The sequence below is a fragment of the Rheinheimera sp. genome (assembly GCF_036568245.1).
Lineage (GTDB): Bacteria > Pseudomonadota > Gammaproteobacteria > Enterobacterales > Alteromonadaceae > Alishewanella.
The window spans coordinates 1-19,376 of record NZ_DATCSY010000386.1; the positions used below are offsets into that span (position 1 = coordinate 1).

Consider the following 19,376-nt stretch of genomic DNA (forward strand, 5'->3'; position numbering starts at 1 on the left):
GTGACAGCGACAATGTAACTGCTAAATTTGTGCTGGCCGAGGTGCAATTGCTGCAGTTTAGAAAAACCGGCGATAGCAGCTATATTCAGCAAGCAGTTAACCTGCTGGGCGAAGCCTTCGCCAGCGAGCCTGATAACTGGAAATTACCTTATACGCTGGGCAGAGCACACTATTTCGGCGGTAATGTCGATGATGCTATTGCCTGGTCTGCCAGAGCCGCTGAGTTACGGCCGGAGTTTCAAACCTATAACAACCTGGGCACCTTGCAGTTTTGCAAAGGCGATCTGACCGCCGCGAAACAGCATTATCTGGCAGCTCTGGAATATCAGCCAGGACAGGAAATTGTGCTGGCCAATGTTGCAACAGTCCATTACTACCTGCAGGAATATCAGCAAGCGATAGCCATCTTTACTGAACGTTTGCAGACTCTGGAACAGCAAGGGGCAGATCAGCAATACAATATCTGGATGAACCTGGCTAATGCTTATCGCCATGCCGGTGCCGTAAATGAGGCTATAACGGCTTATCAAAAGTCGCTGCATTTTATTGAGCATGCGATTGCCAAGGGTGAAGCCAACCATTTGCAACGTGCGATCCGGGTGGCGATTTATCTGGATTTAGCTCTGTTACAGCCTGAGTTGGTTTCCGCGCAGCTGCACACATCACTGCGCGAAGAGGCCCTGGCGCTCGATGCGGCGGCAGAACCTGCTTCCTTACATATTATGGCACTGGTATGGATGTATCTGGGTGATATGGACAAAGCTGCACAGTTGAAACAGCGGTTGGCTGGTAACTGCCCAGGCTTTGTCGCTTCACCGGATTTTGCACCGTTAAATGCTTATTTCAATACAGCAAAATCTGCGAAATAGTGCTGTTATCAGGCAAAGCTTAGCACCAGACTGATAATTACCCCTGTCATGACCAGTTGTACCAGACAAAAGCCCATAATGTCTTTGGCTTTCAGGCCGGCTATCGCCAGTAAGGGCAGGGCCCAGAATGGTTGTATTAGATTAGTCCAGGCATCGCCCCAAGCTACCGCCATGGCAATGCGGTTGATATCAGCACCCAGCTCCAGTGCGGCGGGTATCATGACCGGTGCCTGCACAGCCCATTGGCCACCGCCGGAGGGTACGAAGATATTGACAATGCCAGCACTGATAAAGGTCCAGAACGCCAGTGTTTCTGCACTGGCAAAGCTGACAAACCACTGTGACATACTCTGAGCCAGGCCTGATTGCACCATGATCGCCATAATGCCGGCGTAAAAAGGGAACTGAATGACAATACCGGCACCGCCTTTAATCGCCTGTTGCAGGCTGTGTAACAGCCGGCTTGGCGTGCCGTGCAGTACTATGGCAAGAAACAAAAACAGGTAGTTCACAATATTAAGGTTTAAGCTGCCACCTTTGACAAAATACTGCACCAGGTACGCCAGGCCGGCAAAGCCCACCAGCAGGCCCAGCACGATACTGTTTTCCAGTTTATCGGCCGGGCGGTTGCTCTGACTTTTAACATGGACATCGTCACGTAGTTTGGCCGGGTCGACATAGACACTTTCGTCTGCTTTGGGCTGCATCAGGTAATTGACCACCGGCACGGCGACAAACAGTATAGCCACCAACAGCAGATTAAAGCCGGCAAAAATGGTCTCGTTGGTGGGAATAACACCAATCTGGCTGGCACTAAAATGGTTGGGCGTGGCGATAGTCAGCGGCACTGAGCCTGCCAGGCCGCCGTGCCAGACAATAAAGCCGGAGTAGGCACTGGCTACCAGCAAGCGATAATCCACTTTAACCCTTTTTGCCAGCGCTTTGGCAAACAGCGCGCCGACCACCAGGCCAAAGCCCCAGTTTAGCCAGCTGGCGATAAGCGAAATCAAGCTGACTAACACTATTGCCTGGCCAGCACTGTTGGCCAGTTTTGCCAGCCTGTCGAGTATGCCTTTTACCAGCGGGGTGTTGGCCAGCATAAAACCGGTAACCAGCACCAGCAGCATTTGCATCGAGAAGCTAAGCAAGCCCCAGAAACCGTCGCCCCAGTACTGCAATACCTGCAGTGGGCTTTGTTGCTGAAAAAACGTGGCGGCGCAGAACACCACTATGCTCAGTAGCAGTACAAAAACGTAAGGGTCCGGCAGATAGCGTTCTACCAGTTTAACCAGGGGTTTGGCAGCGGTGTTTAGCATAGTAGACTCATTGTTATTGTTTTAAGGAAGGCAACATGACAGATTTTCGTGCCAGTGCGCAGTATCAGACAACCTTAGCCCAGTTAACCGAAAAACTGCAATCCGACCTTAGTTTTCCGGCTGTCGTCGGCATCAGTGGCGCCCAGGGCAGCGGAAAAAGCACGTTGGCCGCCGAATTGGTCAAGCAGCTGCAACGCCAGGGTATCAAAGCGGCGGCGGTATCGCTGGATGATTATTATCTGAGTAAGGCTCAGCGCCAGGCTCTGGCCGAGCAGGTGCATCCGCTGCTGGTGCAACGTGGCGTGCCGGGTACGCACGATATTGCCCGCGCTATCGCTGACGCTAAAGCGGTATTAGCCGGGTATGACGTCGCCTTGCCACAATTTGATAAAGCGTTGGATGAACCTGCTGCAGCATTGGCAGCACAGCGGCTGGATCTGTTAATCGTCGAAGGCTGGTGTCTAGGCGTGGCGGCGCAACCTGAAGCTGAGCTGACAGAGCCGGTTAATCAGCTGGAACAAGGCGAAGATAAAGATGGCCGTTGGCGACAGTTCGTCAATAACCAGCTGGCCGGGCCTTATGCAGAATACTGGCAGTTATTACAGCCACTTATCTGGCTTAAAGCACCAGACTGGAACTGCGTTTGCCGCTGGCGGGCACAGCAGGAGCAACAACTGTGGCAGCAGCGTAGCAAGGGCATGACGCCAGAGCAGCTTTCGCGCTTTATGCTGCCATTTCAGCGTTTAACACTGGCCAGCTGGCAGCAATTGCCGCAGCTGGCTGACGACACTGTGTCGCTGGATAGCCAGCATAATATCCATTTCTCCGCTAACTAATTTGCTATGCACTGTTTTAAAAAAGCCATAAGTTATTAATTGACAGCGTTGTCATTTTGCCGGTAGGCTGTTTTTTAAACAATAAACGGGGGAACTATGCGCTATTCATCTTTAGCTTTACTGCTGCTACTGGCAGGTTGTGAGCAGGCTACAACAACAGCGGTATTACCGCAGACAACGACAGACGCTGCCGAACCAGCTCTGATGTTTGATGACTTTACTTATGCCAGTGCCGAGGCTCTGTTTGCTAATGGCTGGACGGCCCGTACCGAAACCGGCCACCCGGGCATAGCCGGTGCCGCCTGGTCAGCCGACGGCATTAGTACCCACGAAGCACCAGACGGCGCTCAATTCGGCATTGCCCGCATGAGCTCTGTGACAGATGGCACCGGTGACGGCACGCGCCATACGCAAATTTGCCATGCGCGCAAATACCTGTATGGCACCTATGCCGCCCGGGTGTTCTTCCGCAATGAGCCAAGCTATGGCCCGGACGGCGATGAGGTGATCCAGACGTTTTATGCCATCAGCCCGCTGGCTGCACCACTCGACCCGGATTACAGCGAAGTCGATTTTGAATACCTGCCAAACGGTGGCTGGGGTGAGAACAGCGACAGCGCGATGTGGACTACCACCTGGGAAACCTTTCAGCTTGAGCCCTGGACCAAGGTGAACGAGTTCAGCCGCGTGCCAGGTGATTATAGTGGCTGGCATACGCTGGTAATGAATGTCAGCGCCGATGCAGTGCGCTACTACGTGGATGGTAACTTAGTTGGCGACCACACGAACGCCGTGGCACCGGAAGTACCAATGTCGATGAATTTTAACCTGTGGTTTATGCCAAAAGGTGCCGACGGCTCGGTCGGCCCGATAGATTCAAACGAGTCGCGTCAGTACCAACAGGATATTGACTGGGTACTGCATGTCGAAGACGCTGAGCTGACCACCGCAGAGGTTGAAGCTAAAGTTGCAGCGCTGCGTGCATCAGAACAGCGGCATATTGATCAGGTACCGGATAAAGGTTTGGCGCCATACTGTGGTTTGTAAGCTGGCCTATATTCAATCGGCTTTATCACGGCTACTTAAGGTAGCCGTTTTTACGTTGGGCACTTGTTGCCGCCAGCTTTCCTGCGGTACAGTGGCGCGCACAAGGACGCAATAACAACGTTACCCTATGACAACACGTTACAGTTTTAAGAACCCGGAAATGATCATCGCCGCCTCGGCACTGATCGTCAGCCTAATTACGGCCTTTGTCAGCATTTACTCCGCTTTTATTGACAGGGCTTATGCCCGCTCATCTGTGTGGCCGCGGATAGAACTTGCCCGGGGCCATAATACGAAGAGTTCTTTTCGCTACATTGTATCTAATAACGGCACGGGCCCTGCGCTTATTCAGTATGCCAGGGTAACCTATGACGGTGAAGCCATTCCAAGCTGGCAAACCTTGTTCAGCAAATATGGCTTAGAAAACGAAGGTATGGTGCAGTCGCATATTGGCACTACGGTGTTACCGGCACAAAAGCAGATTAATCCGGTAGAAATCAATAACGCCGCTTTCTTCAGTAAACACTATGCGCAGGATCATTTAATAGGCATAGAATTGTGCTACTGCTCTATCTACGAAGAGTGCTGGCTGGTCGATCGTGAAAACCAGCCGCAGCCTGTTGAGCACTGCCGCATCGACGATAGCCAACGCTTTTTGCAGTAACCGACGTTGCTACGCTCAGTGCTGTCTCGCGTAACGGAAGACTATTTGCTGCTGGCGTTGCTATTACTGCTACCAATCCTGCTTTGGCTGCAGCCGGCTGCGCCATCTGGTTTGGTAGCGCTGGTAGACTGGCATACCGTTGCGGCACTGGCTGGCTTGATGCTGCTGAGCAAAGCACTGGAAGATAGCGGTTATCTGGCTCGCTTTGCCAGTGTTCTGCTGGGGTGGTGTCACACGGAGCGGCGCCTGGCGCAATTGTTGTTGCTGTTTGCCGCCTTGCTGTCGGCGATTGTGACCAATGATGTGGCGCTGTTTATTCTGCTGCCTATCGCGCTCAGTATTGGCCGTCTAAGTGGTATGGCTGTGGGCAGACTGGTTATCTTTCTGGCGCTGGCAGTGAATGCCGGCTCCAGTTTAACGCCGATAGGGAATCCGCAAAACTTGATGTTATGGCAGGCGTCAGGTTACAGCTTCTGGCAATTTACGCTGATGATGGCACCCTTAGCGCTCAGTTTACTGCTAATGATCCTGCTGTTAAGTTGCATCGCTTTTGCCGCGACCCGCTTAACCATCAAGGTGCCGCATAACAACAATAGTGATAACCGCCGTTTATTTGGCTGGTCACTGGCCGGTTATCCGTTGTTTATCCTGGCGATGGAGTATCAGCTGGCGCCCTATGCTGCAGTTGGCTTACTGGCCACCTACTTTATACTGAAACGCAGTGTGGTAACGGCGATCGACTGGTTATTGCTGCTGGTGTTTATATTGATGTTTATCAATTTAGGTTTGCTGGCCCAGATGCCTCTATTACAGCCGCTAGTGATACAAATAATGGCAATACCGGATGGCAGTTACGTTGGCGGCGCACTGCTGTCACAGCTGATATCGAATGTGCCGGCAGCCATTTTTCTGCAAAATTTTACCAATGACTGGCGCGCCCTGAGCTTTGGTGTCAGCGTTGGCGGCTTTGGGTTAGCAATAGGTTCGCTGGCAAACTTAATTGCGCTGCGGCTTAGCCAGCAACAGGGGTTATGGCGTGAATTTCACTGTTGGTCACTGCCAATGTTTGTGCTCAGTCTGCTGCTTGGCTGGGTACTGCTGTAAGCGCTGGTCTGCGGTTTATTCAGCGTGCTGAAAATCCTGCGCCAGGTTATCCAGCTGCGCTAGCTCAGCGGTTTTCTGCCGGATTTTAAGCTGTAAGCGGTAGCTGGCAAACAGGCACAGTGGCGAAACCATCAGGCTGTAAAACCAACGCATAACCAGCGGGATGTTGTCCAGTTGGGTTAACTGCAGCAACCATAGGATCAGCGTGAACAATACCAGTGCCACACAGCTTAACTGGGTATACCGATAGTAGCGCAGGCTAAGCTGGCATGCCTGACGGCGAAATTTGACTAAACCACTGCTGCTCCAGTTGTCATATGCCAGTATTGGCCGGTGGATATGCCAACTGACATAAGCTGCGCCTAATGCTCCGAACGCCAGAAACAGTGCCGACAACCCGCCCAGCCAGCCGGGCAGATTAAACAGCAACCACAGTGCTGAGCCAGCCATAATCACCGCGCCCAGCCACTCGCTGTACATCAGCCACTTTTGCTCACGTTGGCGCTGGCTGGCTTGTGCCAAATCGTCAGCGCCGGGCGGCGTTTCTTCCGTAACTGGCTGTTGTTGCCAGCTTTTGGCCAGCGCGGCAAAATCAAAATTATCGGCCATCTTGCATTAACTCCATTAATTCGGTTTTCGCGCGGTTAAGCCGCACTCTGACAGCACCGTGGCTGATCTGCAGAATGTCTGCAATCTCCGGTGCCGGTAAATCTTCCATCGCCAGTAAAATGACCTGACGGTTAGCCGGCGACAAACGCCGTACTGCCCGCATCAATTGCTGACTTTGCTGTTGTTCCCCCAACTGCTCTGACGGGCAGTCTTCCAGCAGTTGTTGCTGTGTGTCTTCATCTAGCGGCTGCCATTTATGGCGCTGAGCCCGGGCAATATGATCCACTGTCACATTATGTACGATGCGAAACAGGTAAGCCCGCGGTAGCTCTGCGGCCTGTAGTCGCTCTGCCGCCTGATGCAGCGCGAGAAAAACATCCTGCTTTAAATCCTGCCGTGCCGCCGGATCGGCTTCACTGGCTAACAAAGTACGGCTGATAGCTCCCTGGTGCTGCTGCCATAGCTGCAATACAAAATCGATAGCGCTCTGTGCGCTGTTAACTCCTGTGCTCAAACGATGCTGCCCTGCTGTTAAGTGATGGTCGGGGTGGCTCTGCTTTTTATATCGCGCTCACCTGTTAAGTCTGACTTTCGCTGCCAAGTGTTACACAAAAAAATAAAAAAATAATCTGTAACACCTAACAAAAAATCAACGACTTAGATTGCAACAACCTGATAAACCGGAGCAACACCATGAAAAATACTTTGTCGTTATCTGTTATCGCCACGCTGTTTAGCCTAACCGTCGGTGCCGCCACGGACAGCAATAATGCTGATACCGTGCTGTACCACAACGCAACGCTGATAAACCCTGCAACTGAGCAACAACTGGCCGATGGCTGGCTGCTGGTGCAGGATGGCCGCATTGTGCAAATAGGGCAGCAACAAGCTTCAGCCAGCCTGCCTGTGGCGGCAAAACTGATCGATTTACAGGATCACTATGTTATGCCAGGGCTGATTGATGTGCATCTGCACCTGACCGCCGGACCGATGCGCGTTGAAATGCAGGATGGTAAGCCGGTAATAACCCTGAAAGGCCACAGTGAACTGACCCGCTACCATGCCATCAGTACACTGGCTACCGGCGTGACAACGGCATTTAGTCCGGCCGGCGAGCCAGCAGCCAACGCGGAATATATGCGCCAACAGCAAGCCGGTAACTGGCAAGGCCCAAATTTGAGTTACGCCGGTTTTGTGTTTGAACCAACGCCGATACTGGGCGGTTCTGTGTATCCAAAAACTGTAGCCGACTGGCAGGCTGAAATAGCCAGCCAAAAAGCTCAGGGTGCAAAATATATCAAACTGTACCAGGGCCTGAGCAAAGACGAAGTGGCTATGGGTATCCGCCTGGCTCAGGCCGCCGGCTTAAAAGCCATAGCGCATCTGGACAGTGTCAGCTGGCAATTTGCTGCAGACTTGGGTATCGATGCGTTAACTCATGCACTGCCCACCAGTGCTGAACTGTTAACCGGTGACAGTAAAACAGCGTATCTGGCTGAGCGTAAAAAACCGCACAGCGGCCGCTTTACCTACAACTGGTTTAAACATGCCGATTATGACAATGCCCCTATGCAGCGGCTTTTCACCACACTGGCGCAACAACAAACAAGGATTGATTTAACGTTAGTGGCGAACGAAATGATTTACTTCGCCCGCGAGTTGGAAACCTTGTATCCGGAGTCCGATATGTGGGTGTTTCACCCGCAAATGCGCAAAAGCTGGCGCGGTGCACTGGCTGCGCCCAGCTACGACTGGACTGCCGAAGAAGTGGCCACTGCACAACAACAAATGCCGAAAGTGCAGCAATTATTTAAACGGCTGTACGATGCCAGCGTGCCGCTGGCCATCGGTACTGACAGCGTCGCCAGCGGCCCGTTTTACCTGCGTGAACTTCAACTTAGCCAAACAGCTGGCCTGACTAACTGGCAGGTACTGCAACTGGCCACCGTAGGCGGTGCCCGCCATCTGGATTTAGCCGAAACCGGTCAGCTGGCAGCGGGCTATGTTGCCGACTTTATCGTGCTAACCACTAACCCGGTAACTGATCTGAATGCGCTGACCACCGTGCATACCGTGGTGCAGCAGGGCAAAGCCCACCGCGTAGATGCCCTTAAAGCTGAGTTGGCCAACCTAAGCAACATTGAACTGTAAATCTGTCTGAAAACTGAGTTTAAACATAGCGAGGAAATAACCATGGAAACTTTACAACACCTGATAACACCTTTCACGACTGCCTGGTATCAGGCGGATAGCCAGCAGTTAATATCGTTCGGCATCTTCTTTGTGGCCATGTGGCTGATTGCTGTGGTGATTGAAGCTGCGATTATAAAAGCCACCAAGGAGGACTAAAATATGGACACTATCAATCAACTTATCGTCGCGTTTACTGAAGCCTGGCAACAAGCCGATCTGTTGTTTTTGCTGGGCTTTGGCCTGTTCTTTGTCGCAGTATGGTTTTTACCCAGCTTGCTGGCTTTGGTATTTAACCGCCAGCATCTGGGCAAAATTGCGCTGTTGAATATTCCGGCCGGTTTTTCCTGGATTGCCTGGCTGGCACTCTTGGTATGGGCGGTTACCGGCAAACTTAGCAACAAACTGGCGGCTAAAGCGCGGTTAAAGCCGGTGGCCTGATACATTATAAGGCAACGCTATCACCTTCATTTAAAATCAGCAGCGGCACTGTACTTTGCAGTTGCTGCTGCATATGCAACAAACGCAGTAATGGTGAGTGCGAGCTGTGATCGCCCATCTGCCAGCTGCCATTGCCGTAGCCCCAGGGGATCATCAGTTTACAGCCCAGCTCTGCAGCAGCGACTAACGCATCTTCCGGCGTGGTATGCACATAACGATACCAGTCGCCGTCTGTTTCATGGTGATAGGATGCTATTGGTAGCAGGCAGATATCAATATCGCCATATTTCTGCTGAATATCGTTAAAATGTGCCGAATAGCCGGTATCGCCGGCAAAAAACAGTGTGTTGCCACTATGCTCCAGCAGCCAGCCACCCCACATCGCCTGGTTATGGTCATTAAACAACTTGCGGCTGTTAAAATGATGCGCCGGCACTAAGTGGATATTCAGTTCACCCAGTTGGCTATGGCTGTACCAGGCTTGTTCAATAATGTTATAGCCGCCTTTGGGCATATAAGCTGCCATACCCAGCGGCAAATAATAGCTAGCCTTGTTACCAATTTGCGCAATGCTGGCATGGCTAAAATGATCATAATGCAGGTGTGAATACAGCACAGCGTCGGTTGCCGCCAGCTGTTCAGCTGTCAGTTTTGGCGTGTAAGGCCGTTTAATAATACCGGCCAGATGTTGCGCCCAACTTACCGGCCAGTCAAACTGGCCGAATACCGGATCAAACAACAGTTGCTGGCCATCGGGGGTCTTTACCTGAAAACTAGCATGCCCCAACCACTGCAGGCTAAAGCCGGTGTTAAGTAACGGCGCCTGCTGCTGGCCGATATACTGACAATCCTGGCCCGGGGTTTTACAGGCCACTGCGGCATGCGGCGGATAACAGTCGGCTGTGCAATTGGCCGGATACTGGCGCTTTTCCACCGCCGTGCGATATGCATTACGGTACATGCCCTTGTACTCGCCTTCTGTGACCTGCTCAATCACTGCATCCGGGCCTACTTGCTGCACTACCCGGTTTGGCGTGCTACAGGCATTGAGTAACACCGCGCTGCCAAGCAGTGCGGTGGCAGAAACTAACCTTAGTTTCATTAATAATCCTTTATTTATCATTGCTGTTATTTCGCTTACTGCTGTCTTAATACCATGGCTGGCTTGCGCCCGGCAACCTGCCAGGCCAGCGCAGCAACGGTACACCAGCAAATGGCGAAGGTTGCCGCCGCGGCCAGCAGGTACCAGAGCGGGTTTTGACTGATACGGACACTAAACGCGCTGAGCCAGTTGTTTAATGTCCAGTAGGTTGCTGGAATAGCCAGCATGCTGCTGACTGCCATAAGTTTCAGGTACTCGCTGGCCAGCAGATTAACCAGGTTGAAGCGACCTGCGCCCAGTACTTTACGCATGGCCACTTCCCGCGAGCGCTGCTCTGCGCTAAAGGCAGCCAGGCCAAATAATCCGATACAGGTTAGTGCAATGGCCAGGCTGGCAAAAATAGCGATCACTTTGCTCTGACGTCTCTGGTTATGATACATGGCGTTGTAATCATCATTTAACCAGCTCAGCCTCAGATCCTGCCGTTGCAGCCGATCTGCCAGCAACTGCTGTACTTTGCTTTGAGTGCCAATGGCAAATTCAGGCTGTAAGTCCAGTATGATGTTACTGTAATTCATGGGAGAGCGACCACAAATCAGTATCAGCGGCTCGGGCTCTTTCAGTGCGGAGCCGACCTGAATATCGGCTACCACGCCGACTACAGTCATACGTAGTACAGGTTCATCACCGGGCAGCAACCATTGCTGACCTATCACATCGTTAAGGTCCGTCACGCCGGCTTTTTGCGCTAATGAGGCCGTGATGATGACCGAAGCGGTTGCATGGTCGCCCTGGGTCTGGTACCAATCACTTTGAAAGTCGTCACTGAAGTCGCGGCCTGCCAGTAAGGTTAAGCCTGCTGCTTTAGCAATATTAAAACCTACGCCTATCTGTGATACCGGCGGCAAGGTATTGTCCTGCGTCTGACCAGGCAGCTGGATGTCCATCGCCTGAGAGACGGTTTCAGTAAGTTGCATATCCAGCATCGATACCGCGTTGACACCGTCCAGCTTGGCCAGGCTTTGCAGTAAGTCCTGGTTGCCGGCCCAGAATAAATGCTGATTATTTATGCCTTTAATTAATAACCGACTGTCCCGAAGATAACCGGTGGGCTGATTTTGTAACAGTTGCAGTTGTTGCTGTAATACTATGCTGGCCACCAGTAATCCAACAGTAATGGCTCCTTGCAATACCAGCAAGCCTTTACGTAGCCAGATAGCCGTATTACCGCGCTGAAAATCTCCACTTAATACTTTTTTGGCATCAAAAGCAGAAATAAACACAGCCGGGTAGATACCAGCCAGACAGCCGACTACCACTACACAGCTAACTAAAATTACACCAAAGTTGCCGGCATAGTGTAGCTCAAGTGGACGGTTAATCAGCTGATTAAACTGAGGTAACGCCAGCTCCACGGCAACGGCCGCCAGTAAGCCAGCACAAACGGCTATCAGCAGCGACTCCAGCATAAACTGCAAAAATAACTGGCTGCGACTGGCGCCTAAGGCTTTACGAACACCTACTTCTTTTGCCCGCATACCAGCGCGTGCTGTGCTCATATTAATAAAGTTAATGGCAGCAATCAGCAGTAACAAAGCGGCCAGCAGCAGGCAAATACGTACCGTACTGGCTGAACCATTCACCTTGAACTCATAAGCTAATGCCGAATGCAGGTGAATGTCGGTCAGGGCCCGCAGTTCCAGTCTGCTCATTTGCTGACCGTCATACGCTTGCTGGTTCAGTGTGGATGTGAGTTGGCTAAGCAGAGTGGTTTTATCAATGTCATCTGGTAAGTGAATATAGCTGTAAACGTTGTTTATTCTTATGCTGGTGGAGGCCGCGCCGTCACTGATACGGCGTAACGACCCAGCCCGAAGATGGCTTTGCTGCGGTAAGCGGAATACCGCTGTTACGGTATAACGCTGCTCGCCAAGCTGAAATTGCCGGTTGATAATATCAGTGCTGCCAAACAAGCGCTGCGCCTCGTGTTCTGCCAGCGCAATCTGGTTTGGCTGTGCCAAAGTTGCAGCAAGATCGCCTTGTAGCACCTGAATGGTAAAAAATTCTGCGATGTTACTGTCAACTGATAGTGGCCATTCCAGCGACAGTTGCTGGCTGTTTTCTGCCAACTTAACTGCTGGCGCTCCCGGGCTGAAGCGCGTTACCCGGATACGCTTGTCATAGTCTTGCAGCAGAGCTTTCATTGCCGGGCTCGATACCGGGAAACGTTGATTCATTGAAGCAAAATGCTGTTCCAAACGATAGGTATGGGCTGCATCGGGGTGCATTTTATCAAAACCCAGCTCATAGCTGGCATACAGCAAAATCAGCAGTGCCGAAGCCAGGCCAACCGTTAAGCCCGTTAAATTCAGTGCTAAATGGGTTTTATGCCTGAGCACAGCGCGCGCACCGGTTGTAAGATAATTACTTAACATGGTCAGTGAGTTAAGCATATTTCGCCTCCAGCGCACGCTCGGTAATGATCTGACCATCCAGCATCCGAACAATGCGGCTGGCATAGCGTGACTCGTGCTCTGAGTGCGTCACCATAACAACAGTTGTGCCTTCGCGATTTAACTGGCGCAGCATCTGCATCACTTCTTCACTGTTTTTTGAATCGAGGTTACCGGTGGGTTCATCCGCTAATATCAAAGCCGGGTTAATCACCAAAGCTCTGGCGACAGCCACCCGCTGCTGCTGGCCACCAGATAGCTGCAGTGGCAAATGATCGGCGCGGTGGTCTATCTGCATGCGTTTTAGTATCGCCTCTACCCGCTGTTTACGCTCGCTGGCAGCGACACCCTGATACTGCAGCGGCAACTCAACATTCTGAAATACCGTTAACTCATCAATCAGGTTAAAGCTTTGAAACACAAAGCCGAGTTTGGTTTTTCTAAGCTGCGCCAGTTGCTTTTCACTGTAGTTGGCAATATCAGTACTTTCGAACAGATAAGCGCCTGAGGTGGGGCTGTCCAGCATGCCTAAAATGCTCAGCAGGGTAGATTTACCGCAGCCGGAAGGGCCCATAATAGCAACAAAGTCGCCTTGTTCAATGTGTAAATCAATCTGGTTCAGCGCTGTGGTTTCAAGCTCGGCGGTGCGAAACACCCGGTTTAATTGTTGTAACTGGATCATCTTGCTGTCCTTATTGTTGTAGTTGAATAGTATCGGCTTGGGCGAAATCGCGATAGCCGGAAATAATCACCTGATCTCCGGCTTGCAGGCCGCTGATAATCTCAACCTGACGGGCACTCTGTCTGCCAAGCGTCACAGTTTGCTTGTGAGCCACAGCGGTATTACTGTTCAGCACATAGACATACTGGCCTGCGCTATCGGCCAGATATGCCCCACGTGGCAACACCAGCGCGTCTTGTTGCTGTGCATCCAGTTTTAGTGTCAGGTTTACTGATTGGCCGCGGGTCACGTTCTGTTCGCCCGGCAGGGTAAACTCAAGCTGAAACTGGTTATTCACTACCCTGCTATCAATGCGGCTGACAACAAGATCAAGCGGCTGCTGATTCAGCTGTGCAGTGGCTTGCATGCCAATAGCGACCCGGCTTAAGTAAAATTCATCGACACTGGCCACCAGTTTGTACTGGCCGGGGATATCGATTTGGCCCATGCGGCTACCCGGCGCGCGTGACTCACCGGCTTCGACGTTAAATTCGCTCAGATAACCACTAACCGGGGCTTTAACCAGCAGGTTCTGCACGTTCTGTCTTGCAAACTCCAGGTTCTTTGTCAGCATAGCCACGCTGTCGCTCAGCTGGCCGAGCTGTTGCTGGCGAATGGCCTCTTCCTGCTGCTGCTGTTGTTTAGTCAGTACCAGTCGCTGTTGCTGATAGCTTAAATCCTGCTGCAGGTTCAGCAGGTGCTCTTTGGCCAGCACGCCGGTTTTTACCAGCGGCTCACTTTGCGCGAGATTACGGCTGAGCGTTGCAATTTGATGCTCGATATCCAGTACGTCCCGTTTCAGGTTCAGCCGGTTGGTTTCAATCGTCATCTGGGTGTTACGCAGAAAGTTCATCTGCTCAGTTACCTGGGCTTCGCGGCTGATTAAGTCCAGCTGCAGCGCCGTGTTACTCAGTTTTACCAGTGGTTGGCCCTGCTCGACAAACTGGCCCTGTTCGGCCAGCTTTTCTTCGACCCGGCCACCTTCAATCACATCCAGAAATACAGTCTGCTGCGGCAATACATTGGCACGTATTGCAATGCTTTCCTGCAGGTTCTGTTGCTGTACTATGGCGGTACTGACCGAGCTAAGCGGCAATAATACAGAGGTACGGGCACTGGCCTGCCAGTTCATGCCAAGCCAGGCGGTGATTGCTACCGTAACCAGCAGTACCACGGGTTTTGTCAGGCGATGCCTGGCAGAGGGGGAAATTTTTTTATCCATATTGTGAGCTCCTGCAATAGTCATATCTGCAACTAACGCAATCAGCGTGCCGGATTTTTATTTTTTTAAATTCAAATGTTTAAATTTTTACAAGGCCAGGGGTGTCCGCTGGCGGTACAACAGGGTGTCCATTAACGGACAGTGTTAAAAGCCGGTAACTTATTGGATTTAAAAGCTTGTTGCCTGATTGCGTGGTTTTAGGTAGGGTGCTGCAATACACACGGGGATTAAAGCATGAAGCAGCCACATAGCGTGCTGGTACTGGATGACAACCAGGATATCCTCACCGCCAGCCGTATTTTTCTGAAACAGCATTTTGCCAGTGTCGTGACTTTGCATGAACCGGCATTGTTAATCAGCACTCTGGCCAGTCAGACATTTGATCTGCTGTTGCTGGATATGAATTTCAGCCGCGATACGCAAAGCGGTGAAGAAGGTCTGTTTTATTTAAAGCAGGCACTGGCAACACAGCCCACTCTTAAAGTCGTGATGATGACAGCCTATGCTGCACTGCCTCTGGCTGTAAGAGCAATGCAACTGGGCGCGGTGAGTTTTATTGCCAAACCCTGGCAAAATGAGCAACTGCTTGACACGTTACGTCAGGCATCTCAGCAGACGCCTGCTGCGCAGGCACCAGTCCGCGCAGCAACAGACTCAGACAGCACACCCTTACTCGGAGATAGTCCGGCAATGCAGCAGGTGCTGCGCACCATTGAGAAGGTGGCGCCGACACAAGCCAATGTGCTGCTGTTGGGGGAAAGTGGTACCGGTAAAGCCTTGGTTGCACAGGCGATACATCAGGCATCTGCCCGTGCTGGTGCGCCTTTGGTGACGGTTGATATGGGCAGTCTCAGTGACAGCCTGCTTGAGAGTGAATTGTTTGGTCACAAAAAAGGCGCTTTTACCGATGCCAAAGCCGATTACAGTGGCCGTTTTGTCCAGGCCAGTGGTGGTACCCTGTTTCTCGATGAGCTGGCGAACCTTGGTTTGCCGCAGCAAGCGAAACTGCTCACCGCACTGCAGCAGCGCACTGTGGTGCCGGTAGGTGGCAGCCAGAGTATTGCCATAGATATCCGGCTGATTTGTGCTACCAACGACAACCTGCACCAGGCGGTGACGCAGGGACGATTCCGGCAAGACTTGCTGTACCGGATCAATACGGTAGAAATTGTGTTGCCGCCGCTGCGGGAGCGTCAGCAGGACATACCGTTGCTGCTGAACTGGTATTTGCACAAATTCAGCGAATATTATCAGCGTGACGGGCTGAAAATCAGCCCGGCAGATTTACGTTATCTGCAGCACTACGACTGGCCGGGGAATGTCCGGCAACTGGCGCATGCGGTAGAGCGTGCTGTAGTACTGGCAGATAACAATATGCTGGATTTCAGCCAGCCAGTTAGCGCACGATCAGCGGCCAGTGCAGCATCGGTGGCAACCGGTGCTGCTGATACTGCTGCAGATTTTATGCTGGAGTTTGTTGAAGAGAAAACCATCCGTCAGGCGCTACAATACTATCAGGGCAACGTTAGTCAGGCAGCCAAAGCTCTGGGGCTGACCCGTGGAGCGCTATACCGGCGGTTGGAAAAATATGGTCTCTAATCTGCGTTTGCCACTTTTACTACTGAGCTTCACTGTGCTGCTGGTGCTGGCTTGCCTGCAATGGCAGCAAGGGCCGTCTGCTCTGGCAGTGACAATGACGTTGGCTACGGTGCTTGTTGCTGTAATGATCTGGCAGTTGAGCCGGGTACAGCAACGGCAGACAGCACTGGTACTCAGAGCGCTGGTCAATCAGGATACTTCACTGACACTTGTGGGGCAGCCGCAGCTTAGCGGCTTGCTGGCCGATGCCCAACAGCAGCTGAGCCTCAGCCGGCAGCAAGCTGAAGCGCGAGCTCAATATCTGCAAACACTGCTTAGCCAGCTTGATGTTGCAGTACTGGAGTTCAGTTCAGATAATTGCCTGTTACAAGCTAACCCGGCTGCGGCGCGGTTGTTGTCGGGGGAGCAATATACTGAACTGCAGCAAGGCCGGGTCAGCAGTACAGATTTGCAGGCGCTTATCAGCATGTTGCAAACGACCACAGGGCATTATCAGGGCCAGCTGCAGTGGACGCAGCCCGGCTACACTGACCGGCTGGCCGTTAGCATAGTGTGCACCAGGTTGCAGGGCAAGGTTCGTAAGCTGGTGACGTTGCAGAGTATTAATCAGGCATTGTTACAGCAAGAAGTGCAGGCATACCAGCAAATGACACGGGTGCTGACACATGAAATTGCCAATTCGGTGACACCGATGGCGTCGCTGGCGCAAAGTTGTCTGCATATTCTGCCGCAGGCTGGCCATGTTCTGAGCCAGGATGATCATGCTGATTTAGCAGAAGCTCTGGCGACCATAGAACGCAGAGGCCAGCATCTTTCCACCTTTATTCTGTCATTTAAACAGCTTAGTCAACCGGTGAAAGCCAGCTTAGAGTTGACCGACCTGGTTACCATTATCAACAATTGCCTGGTGTTACAGCGTTCTGCGCTTGCCCAACACAATATTCAGCTGAAGCTTGCATTACCCGACCAGGCTAAGCTGTGGCTGGATGAAGCATTAACCGAGCAGGTCCTGATTAACCTGTTACACAACGCGATAGATGCGCTGCAGCAAATCACCGACAGGCAAATAGATATATCTTTACAGCAAAACCGCCAACATGGCTGGCAGCTGGATATTTGTGATAATGGGACGGGGATCAGTAAGCAGGTTGCCAAACAGATATTTATTCCGTTTTTTACCACTAAACCACAGGGTTCAGGTATTGGCTTAAGTTTGTCGCGGGCTTTGCTGCAGGCTCAGGACGCGCAGCTGCAGTATGTGCCGGGCGCAGCGCCCGGCAGTTGCTTCAGAATAACATTTAAAACGTAGCGTCAGGTAACTAACGGCGAAGGCTAGTCAGAGGCTTTGCTTAGCTTCTTCTCCAGTTTCTCAATTTTTTCCTGTGCCTGCTCACGGTAGCGGGTTAAGCGCTCAATGGTGGCCGCAGCGTTGTCTTTAACAAAGCTAACTTGCTGTTCAAGTTGAGCTTTTTGTTTCTGGAATTTATCTTTCTCCAGTTGCAGATCGGCAACCAGATCGCGTTGCTGCTGCAATTCTTCCCGCAGCTGACGGATAACTTCACGTTGCTCCGCCTGATGATTAGCGGTGATGGCACTTTGCTCTTTCAGCATAGCGTTATTGGCTTTGAGCTGTTCGAGCGTTGCCTGGATATCCTGCGAATCGTCGATATCGGCGGTGTGTTGTGCTTTTTCCATTGCATCAAGCTGTTCCTGCGCTTTAAATGCATTATCACGCTGCACATCTGCTTCACGTCGGCTGTGATCCAGCTCTTTATTCAGTTCGCTAAGTTGTTTGCTAAGCGCTTCCAGCTCTTTTTCCTGCCGCGAAATGGTTTCTTCCGCTTGCTGATTTAATGCATTTTGTTCAGCAGGTACCTGCTCTGCCACTTCATTTTGCTGCTGCAACGCTTGTTCAAGCTTTGCCAGCGCATCATCCCGCTCAGCTGTCAGTTTTTCAGTTAACTGTTTTGTTTGTTCCAGTTGCTGTTGCACAGTGTCGATTTCAGCCGTTAGCCTGGCTTCCACTTCAGCGATTGCCTGCTGATCAACGACGGTAACCGGTTCGCCGCCTGACTGGGCTTTTTGTGCCTGTTCAAGCTGAGCTTGTAAGCGTTTATTCAGCGCTACTGCCTGTGTCTCTGTTTTGGTGGCCTGTTGCAACTTCGACTCAAATTCACTCAGCATGGCTTCCAGTTCAGTGACGTCATGGTCGCGGGTTTGCAAATCCTGCTGTGCTTTTTTGCTTTCCTGGCGCGCTTTGTCCAGTTCAGCTTTAATAGCTGCTTCAGCCTGTTGTAACGCCTGTATTTGTTGCTCGGCCTGCTCTGCTAACTTTGCTTTTTGCTGTAGTGGCTCTAATTCCTGCTCTGCCGCTGCAAGCTCAGATTGCAGCTGCTGCAGTTTCTGTTGATTCAGTTGCTGCTCGTTTTGCAGTTGGTCTTCCAGCTCGTCCTGTGCTTGCTGGGCTGCAATCAGTTTCAGCTGGAGCTGCTCGGCTTCTGCTTTAGCTTCGCCAAGTTGGCTCTTGGCATCTGTGGCCTGCTGAGTGGCTGTTTCCAGCGCTTTTTCCAGCTGAGCAAGTTTCGTTTTACTGTCGTTGACTTCTTGATCTGCCAGCGCCAGTTCAGATTTTAGCTGCTCTAGTTCTGCACTGTATTGTTCCAGCTTGGTTTGCTGGTCGCGGTTTTGCGTCTGAACCTGATCCCGCTCGCTGACCAGGCTGGCATATTTCTCTGCCTGAGTTGAAAGCTGTTGTTGTTGCTGCTGCAAACTGTTTTCCAGCTCGGCTTTGCGCTGTTGCAGTTGCTCCAGTTCCAGTTGCAGCTCTCGGTTATGTTCTGCTGCCAGCACTTCGGCCTGCATCGCTTGTTGCAGCTGCTGATTTAGCTGATCTGTTAGCTTTTTCGCATGTTGCTCAGATTCACGCTGAAAGGCAGAGACAAAGTCTTCACTAAAAAAACTGTCTGTACTGACAGGGGCAGGTGCTCTGTTTGCTTGTTCGTTTCGCCATTTTTGATAATGCACGACCAGGCTGGCCTGCGCACCGGGCACTTTAGAAATTAAATAATCTAATGAAACAGGTTTGCCTGTTTTGTGCAATTCATCACAGATCTTCTTAACTTCACTATATTGCATTGCTATTTATCCAACTGACCGGGTGGAATGACTGTCAAATACAGAGTACTACTACGCCCTCATTCTAA

18 protein-coding genes are annotated in these 19,376 nt (G+C 51.6%); 10 read left to right on the plus strand and 8 right to left on the minus strand.

The features are described from left to right. Positions 1–869 (plus strand): tetratricopeptide repeat protein (locus VIN66_RS17210; RefSeq protein ID WP_331925128.1); only part of this gene is annotated, 869 nt, incomplete at its 5' end. A gap of 8 nt (positions 870–877) precedes the next feature. Here VIN66_RS17210 and VIN66_RS17215 read toward each other — a convergent pair. Beyond that, a complete protein-coding gene (locus tag VIN66_RS17215) occupies positions 878–2,185 on the minus strand; it encodes a short-chain fatty acid transporter (protein ID WP_331925129.1) in 1,308 nt (435 codons plus the stop codon). 35 nt (positions 2,186–2,220) lie between these two features. Here VIN66_RS17215 and VIN66_RS17220 point away from each other — a divergent pair, with 35 nt between their 5' ends. From VIN66_RS17220 to VIN66_RS17235, 4 genes are all read left to right on the plus strand, one after another. Beyond that, the gene (locus tag VIN66_RS17220) at positions 2,221–3,021 is read left to right on the plus strand and encodes a kinase (RefSeq protein WP_331925130.1); all 801 of its coding nucleotides are present in this window, start codon (positions 2,221–2,223) and stop codon (positions 3,019–3,021) included. 96 nt (positions 3,022–3,117) lie between these two features. Then, a complete protein-coding gene (locus tag VIN66_RS17225; protein WP_331925131.1) occupies positions 3,118–4,068 on the plus strand; it encodes a glycoside hydrolase family 16 protein in 951 nt (316 codons plus the stop codon). A 127-nt stretch (positions 4,069–4,195) separates the two neighbouring features. Further along, a complete protein-coding gene (locus VIN66_RS17230) occupies positions 4,196–4,732 on the plus strand; it encodes a hypothetical protein (RefSeq protein ID WP_331925132.1) in 537 nt (178 codons plus the stop codon). Positions 4,733–4,738: 6 nt separating this feature from the next. After that, the gene (locus VIN66_RS17235; RefSeq protein ID WP_331925133.1) at positions 4,739–5,836 is read left to right on the plus strand and encodes an SLC13 family permease; all 1,098 of its coding nucleotides are present in this window, start codon (positions 4,739–4,741) and stop codon (positions 5,834–5,836) included. Between the two features lie 15 nt (positions 5,837–5,851). Here the strand turns inward: VIN66_RS17235 and VIN66_RS17240 are convergent, their stop codons facing one another. Together VIN66_RS17240 and VIN66_RS17245 are read right to left on the minus strand one after the other, a co-directional pair. Beyond that, the gene (locus tag VIN66_RS17240) at positions 5,852–6,445 is read right to left on the minus strand and encodes a hypothetical protein (RefSeq protein ID WP_331925134.1); all 594 of its coding nucleotides are present in this window, start codon (positions 6,443–6,445) and stop codon (positions 5,852–5,854) included. Next, the gene (locus VIN66_RS17245; protein WP_331925135.1) at positions 6,435–6,959 is read right to left on the minus strand and encodes an RNA polymerase sigma factor; all 525 of its coding nucleotides are present in this window, start codon (positions 6,957–6,959) and stop codon (positions 6,435–6,437) included. Before VIN66_RS17245 ends, VIN66_RS17240 begins: the two co-directional genes overlap by 11 nt. A 179-nt stretch (positions 6,960–7,138) precedes the next feature. Here VIN66_RS17245 and VIN66_RS17250 point away from each other — a divergent pair, with 179 nt between their 5' ends. From VIN66_RS17250 to VIN66_RS17260, 3 genes are read left to right on the plus strand one after another with little or no spacing between them, the layout of a single operon-like run. Continuing rightward, a complete protein-coding gene (locus tag VIN66_RS17250; protein WP_331925136.1) occupies positions 7,139–8,596 on the plus strand; it encodes an amidohydrolase family protein in 1,458 nt (485 codons plus the stop codon). 42 nt (positions 8,597–8,638) lie between these two features. Further along, positions 8,639–8,794 carry a hypothetical protein gene (locus VIN66_RS17255; protein ID WP_331925137.1) on the plus strand — a complete coding sequence of 52 codons (156 nt, stop codon included), beginning with the start codon at positions 8,639–8,641 and terminating at the stop codon, positions 8,792–8,794. 3 nt (positions 8,795–8,797) lie between these two features. Beyond that, positions 8,798–9,076 carry a superinfection immunity protein gene (locus VIN66_RS17260; protein WP_331925138.1) on the plus strand — a complete coding sequence of 93 codons (279 nt, stop codon included), beginning with the start codon at positions 8,798–8,800 and terminating at the stop codon, positions 9,074–9,076. Between the two features lie 4 nt (positions 9,077–9,080). On the opposite strand, the gene VIN66_RS17265 is transcribed toward VIN66_RS17260, so the two are convergent. From VIN66_RS17265 to VIN66_RS17280, 4 genes are read right to left on the minus strand one after another with little or no spacing between them, the layout of a single operon-like run. After that, positions 9,081–10,178, minus strand: coding sequence for an MBL fold metallo-hydrolase (locus VIN66_RS17265; protein WP_331925139.1), 1,098 nt, complete (start codon positions 10,176–10,178; stop codon positions 9,081–9,083). 35 nt (positions 10,179–10,213) lie between these two features. Continuing rightward, positions 10,214–12,631, minus strand: a complete 2,418-nt coding sequence (locus VIN66_RS17270; RefSeq protein ID WP_331925140.1) for an ABC transporter permease — start codon at positions 12,629–12,631, stop codon at positions 10,214–10,216. Then, entirely contained in the window at positions 12,624–13,313 is a 690-nt protein-coding gene (locus VIN66_RS17275; protein WP_331925141.1) for an ABC transporter ATP-binding protein, read from the minus strand. The genes VIN66_RS17270 and VIN66_RS17275 overlap by 8 nt, the downstream gene beginning before the upstream one ends. A 10-nt stretch (positions 13,314–13,323) precedes the next feature. After that, on the minus strand, positions 13,324–14,574 hold the full coding sequence (locus VIN66_RS17280) for an efflux RND transporter periplasmic adaptor subunit (RefSeq protein ID WP_331925142.1): 1,251 nt from the start codon (positions 14,572–14,574) through the stop codon (positions 13,324–13,326). Positions 14,575–14,808: 234 nt separating this feature from the next. Here VIN66_RS17280 and VIN66_RS17285 point away from each other — a divergent pair, with 234 nt between their 5' ends. Then, the gene (locus VIN66_RS17285; RefSeq protein WP_331925143.1) at positions 14,809–16,173 is read left to right on the plus strand and encodes a sigma-54 dependent transcriptional regulator; all 1,365 of its coding nucleotides are present in this window, start codon (positions 14,809–14,811) and stop codon (positions 16,171–16,173) included. Further along, on the plus strand, positions 16,163–17,482 hold the full coding sequence (locus tag VIN66_RS17290; protein WP_331925144.1) for a HAMP domain-containing sensor histidine kinase: 1,320 nt from the start codon (positions 16,163–16,165) through the stop codon (positions 17,480–17,482). The genes VIN66_RS17285 and VIN66_RS17290 overlap by 11 nt, the downstream gene beginning before the upstream one ends. Before the next feature lie 23 nt (positions 17,483–17,505). On the opposite strand, the gene VIN66_RS17295 is transcribed toward VIN66_RS17290, so the two are convergent. After that, entirely contained in the window at positions 17,506–19,308 is a 1,803-nt protein-coding gene (locus tag VIN66_RS17295; RefSeq protein WP_331925145.1) for a hypothetical protein, read from the minus strand. Positions 19,309–19,376: the final 68 nt, after the last annotated feature.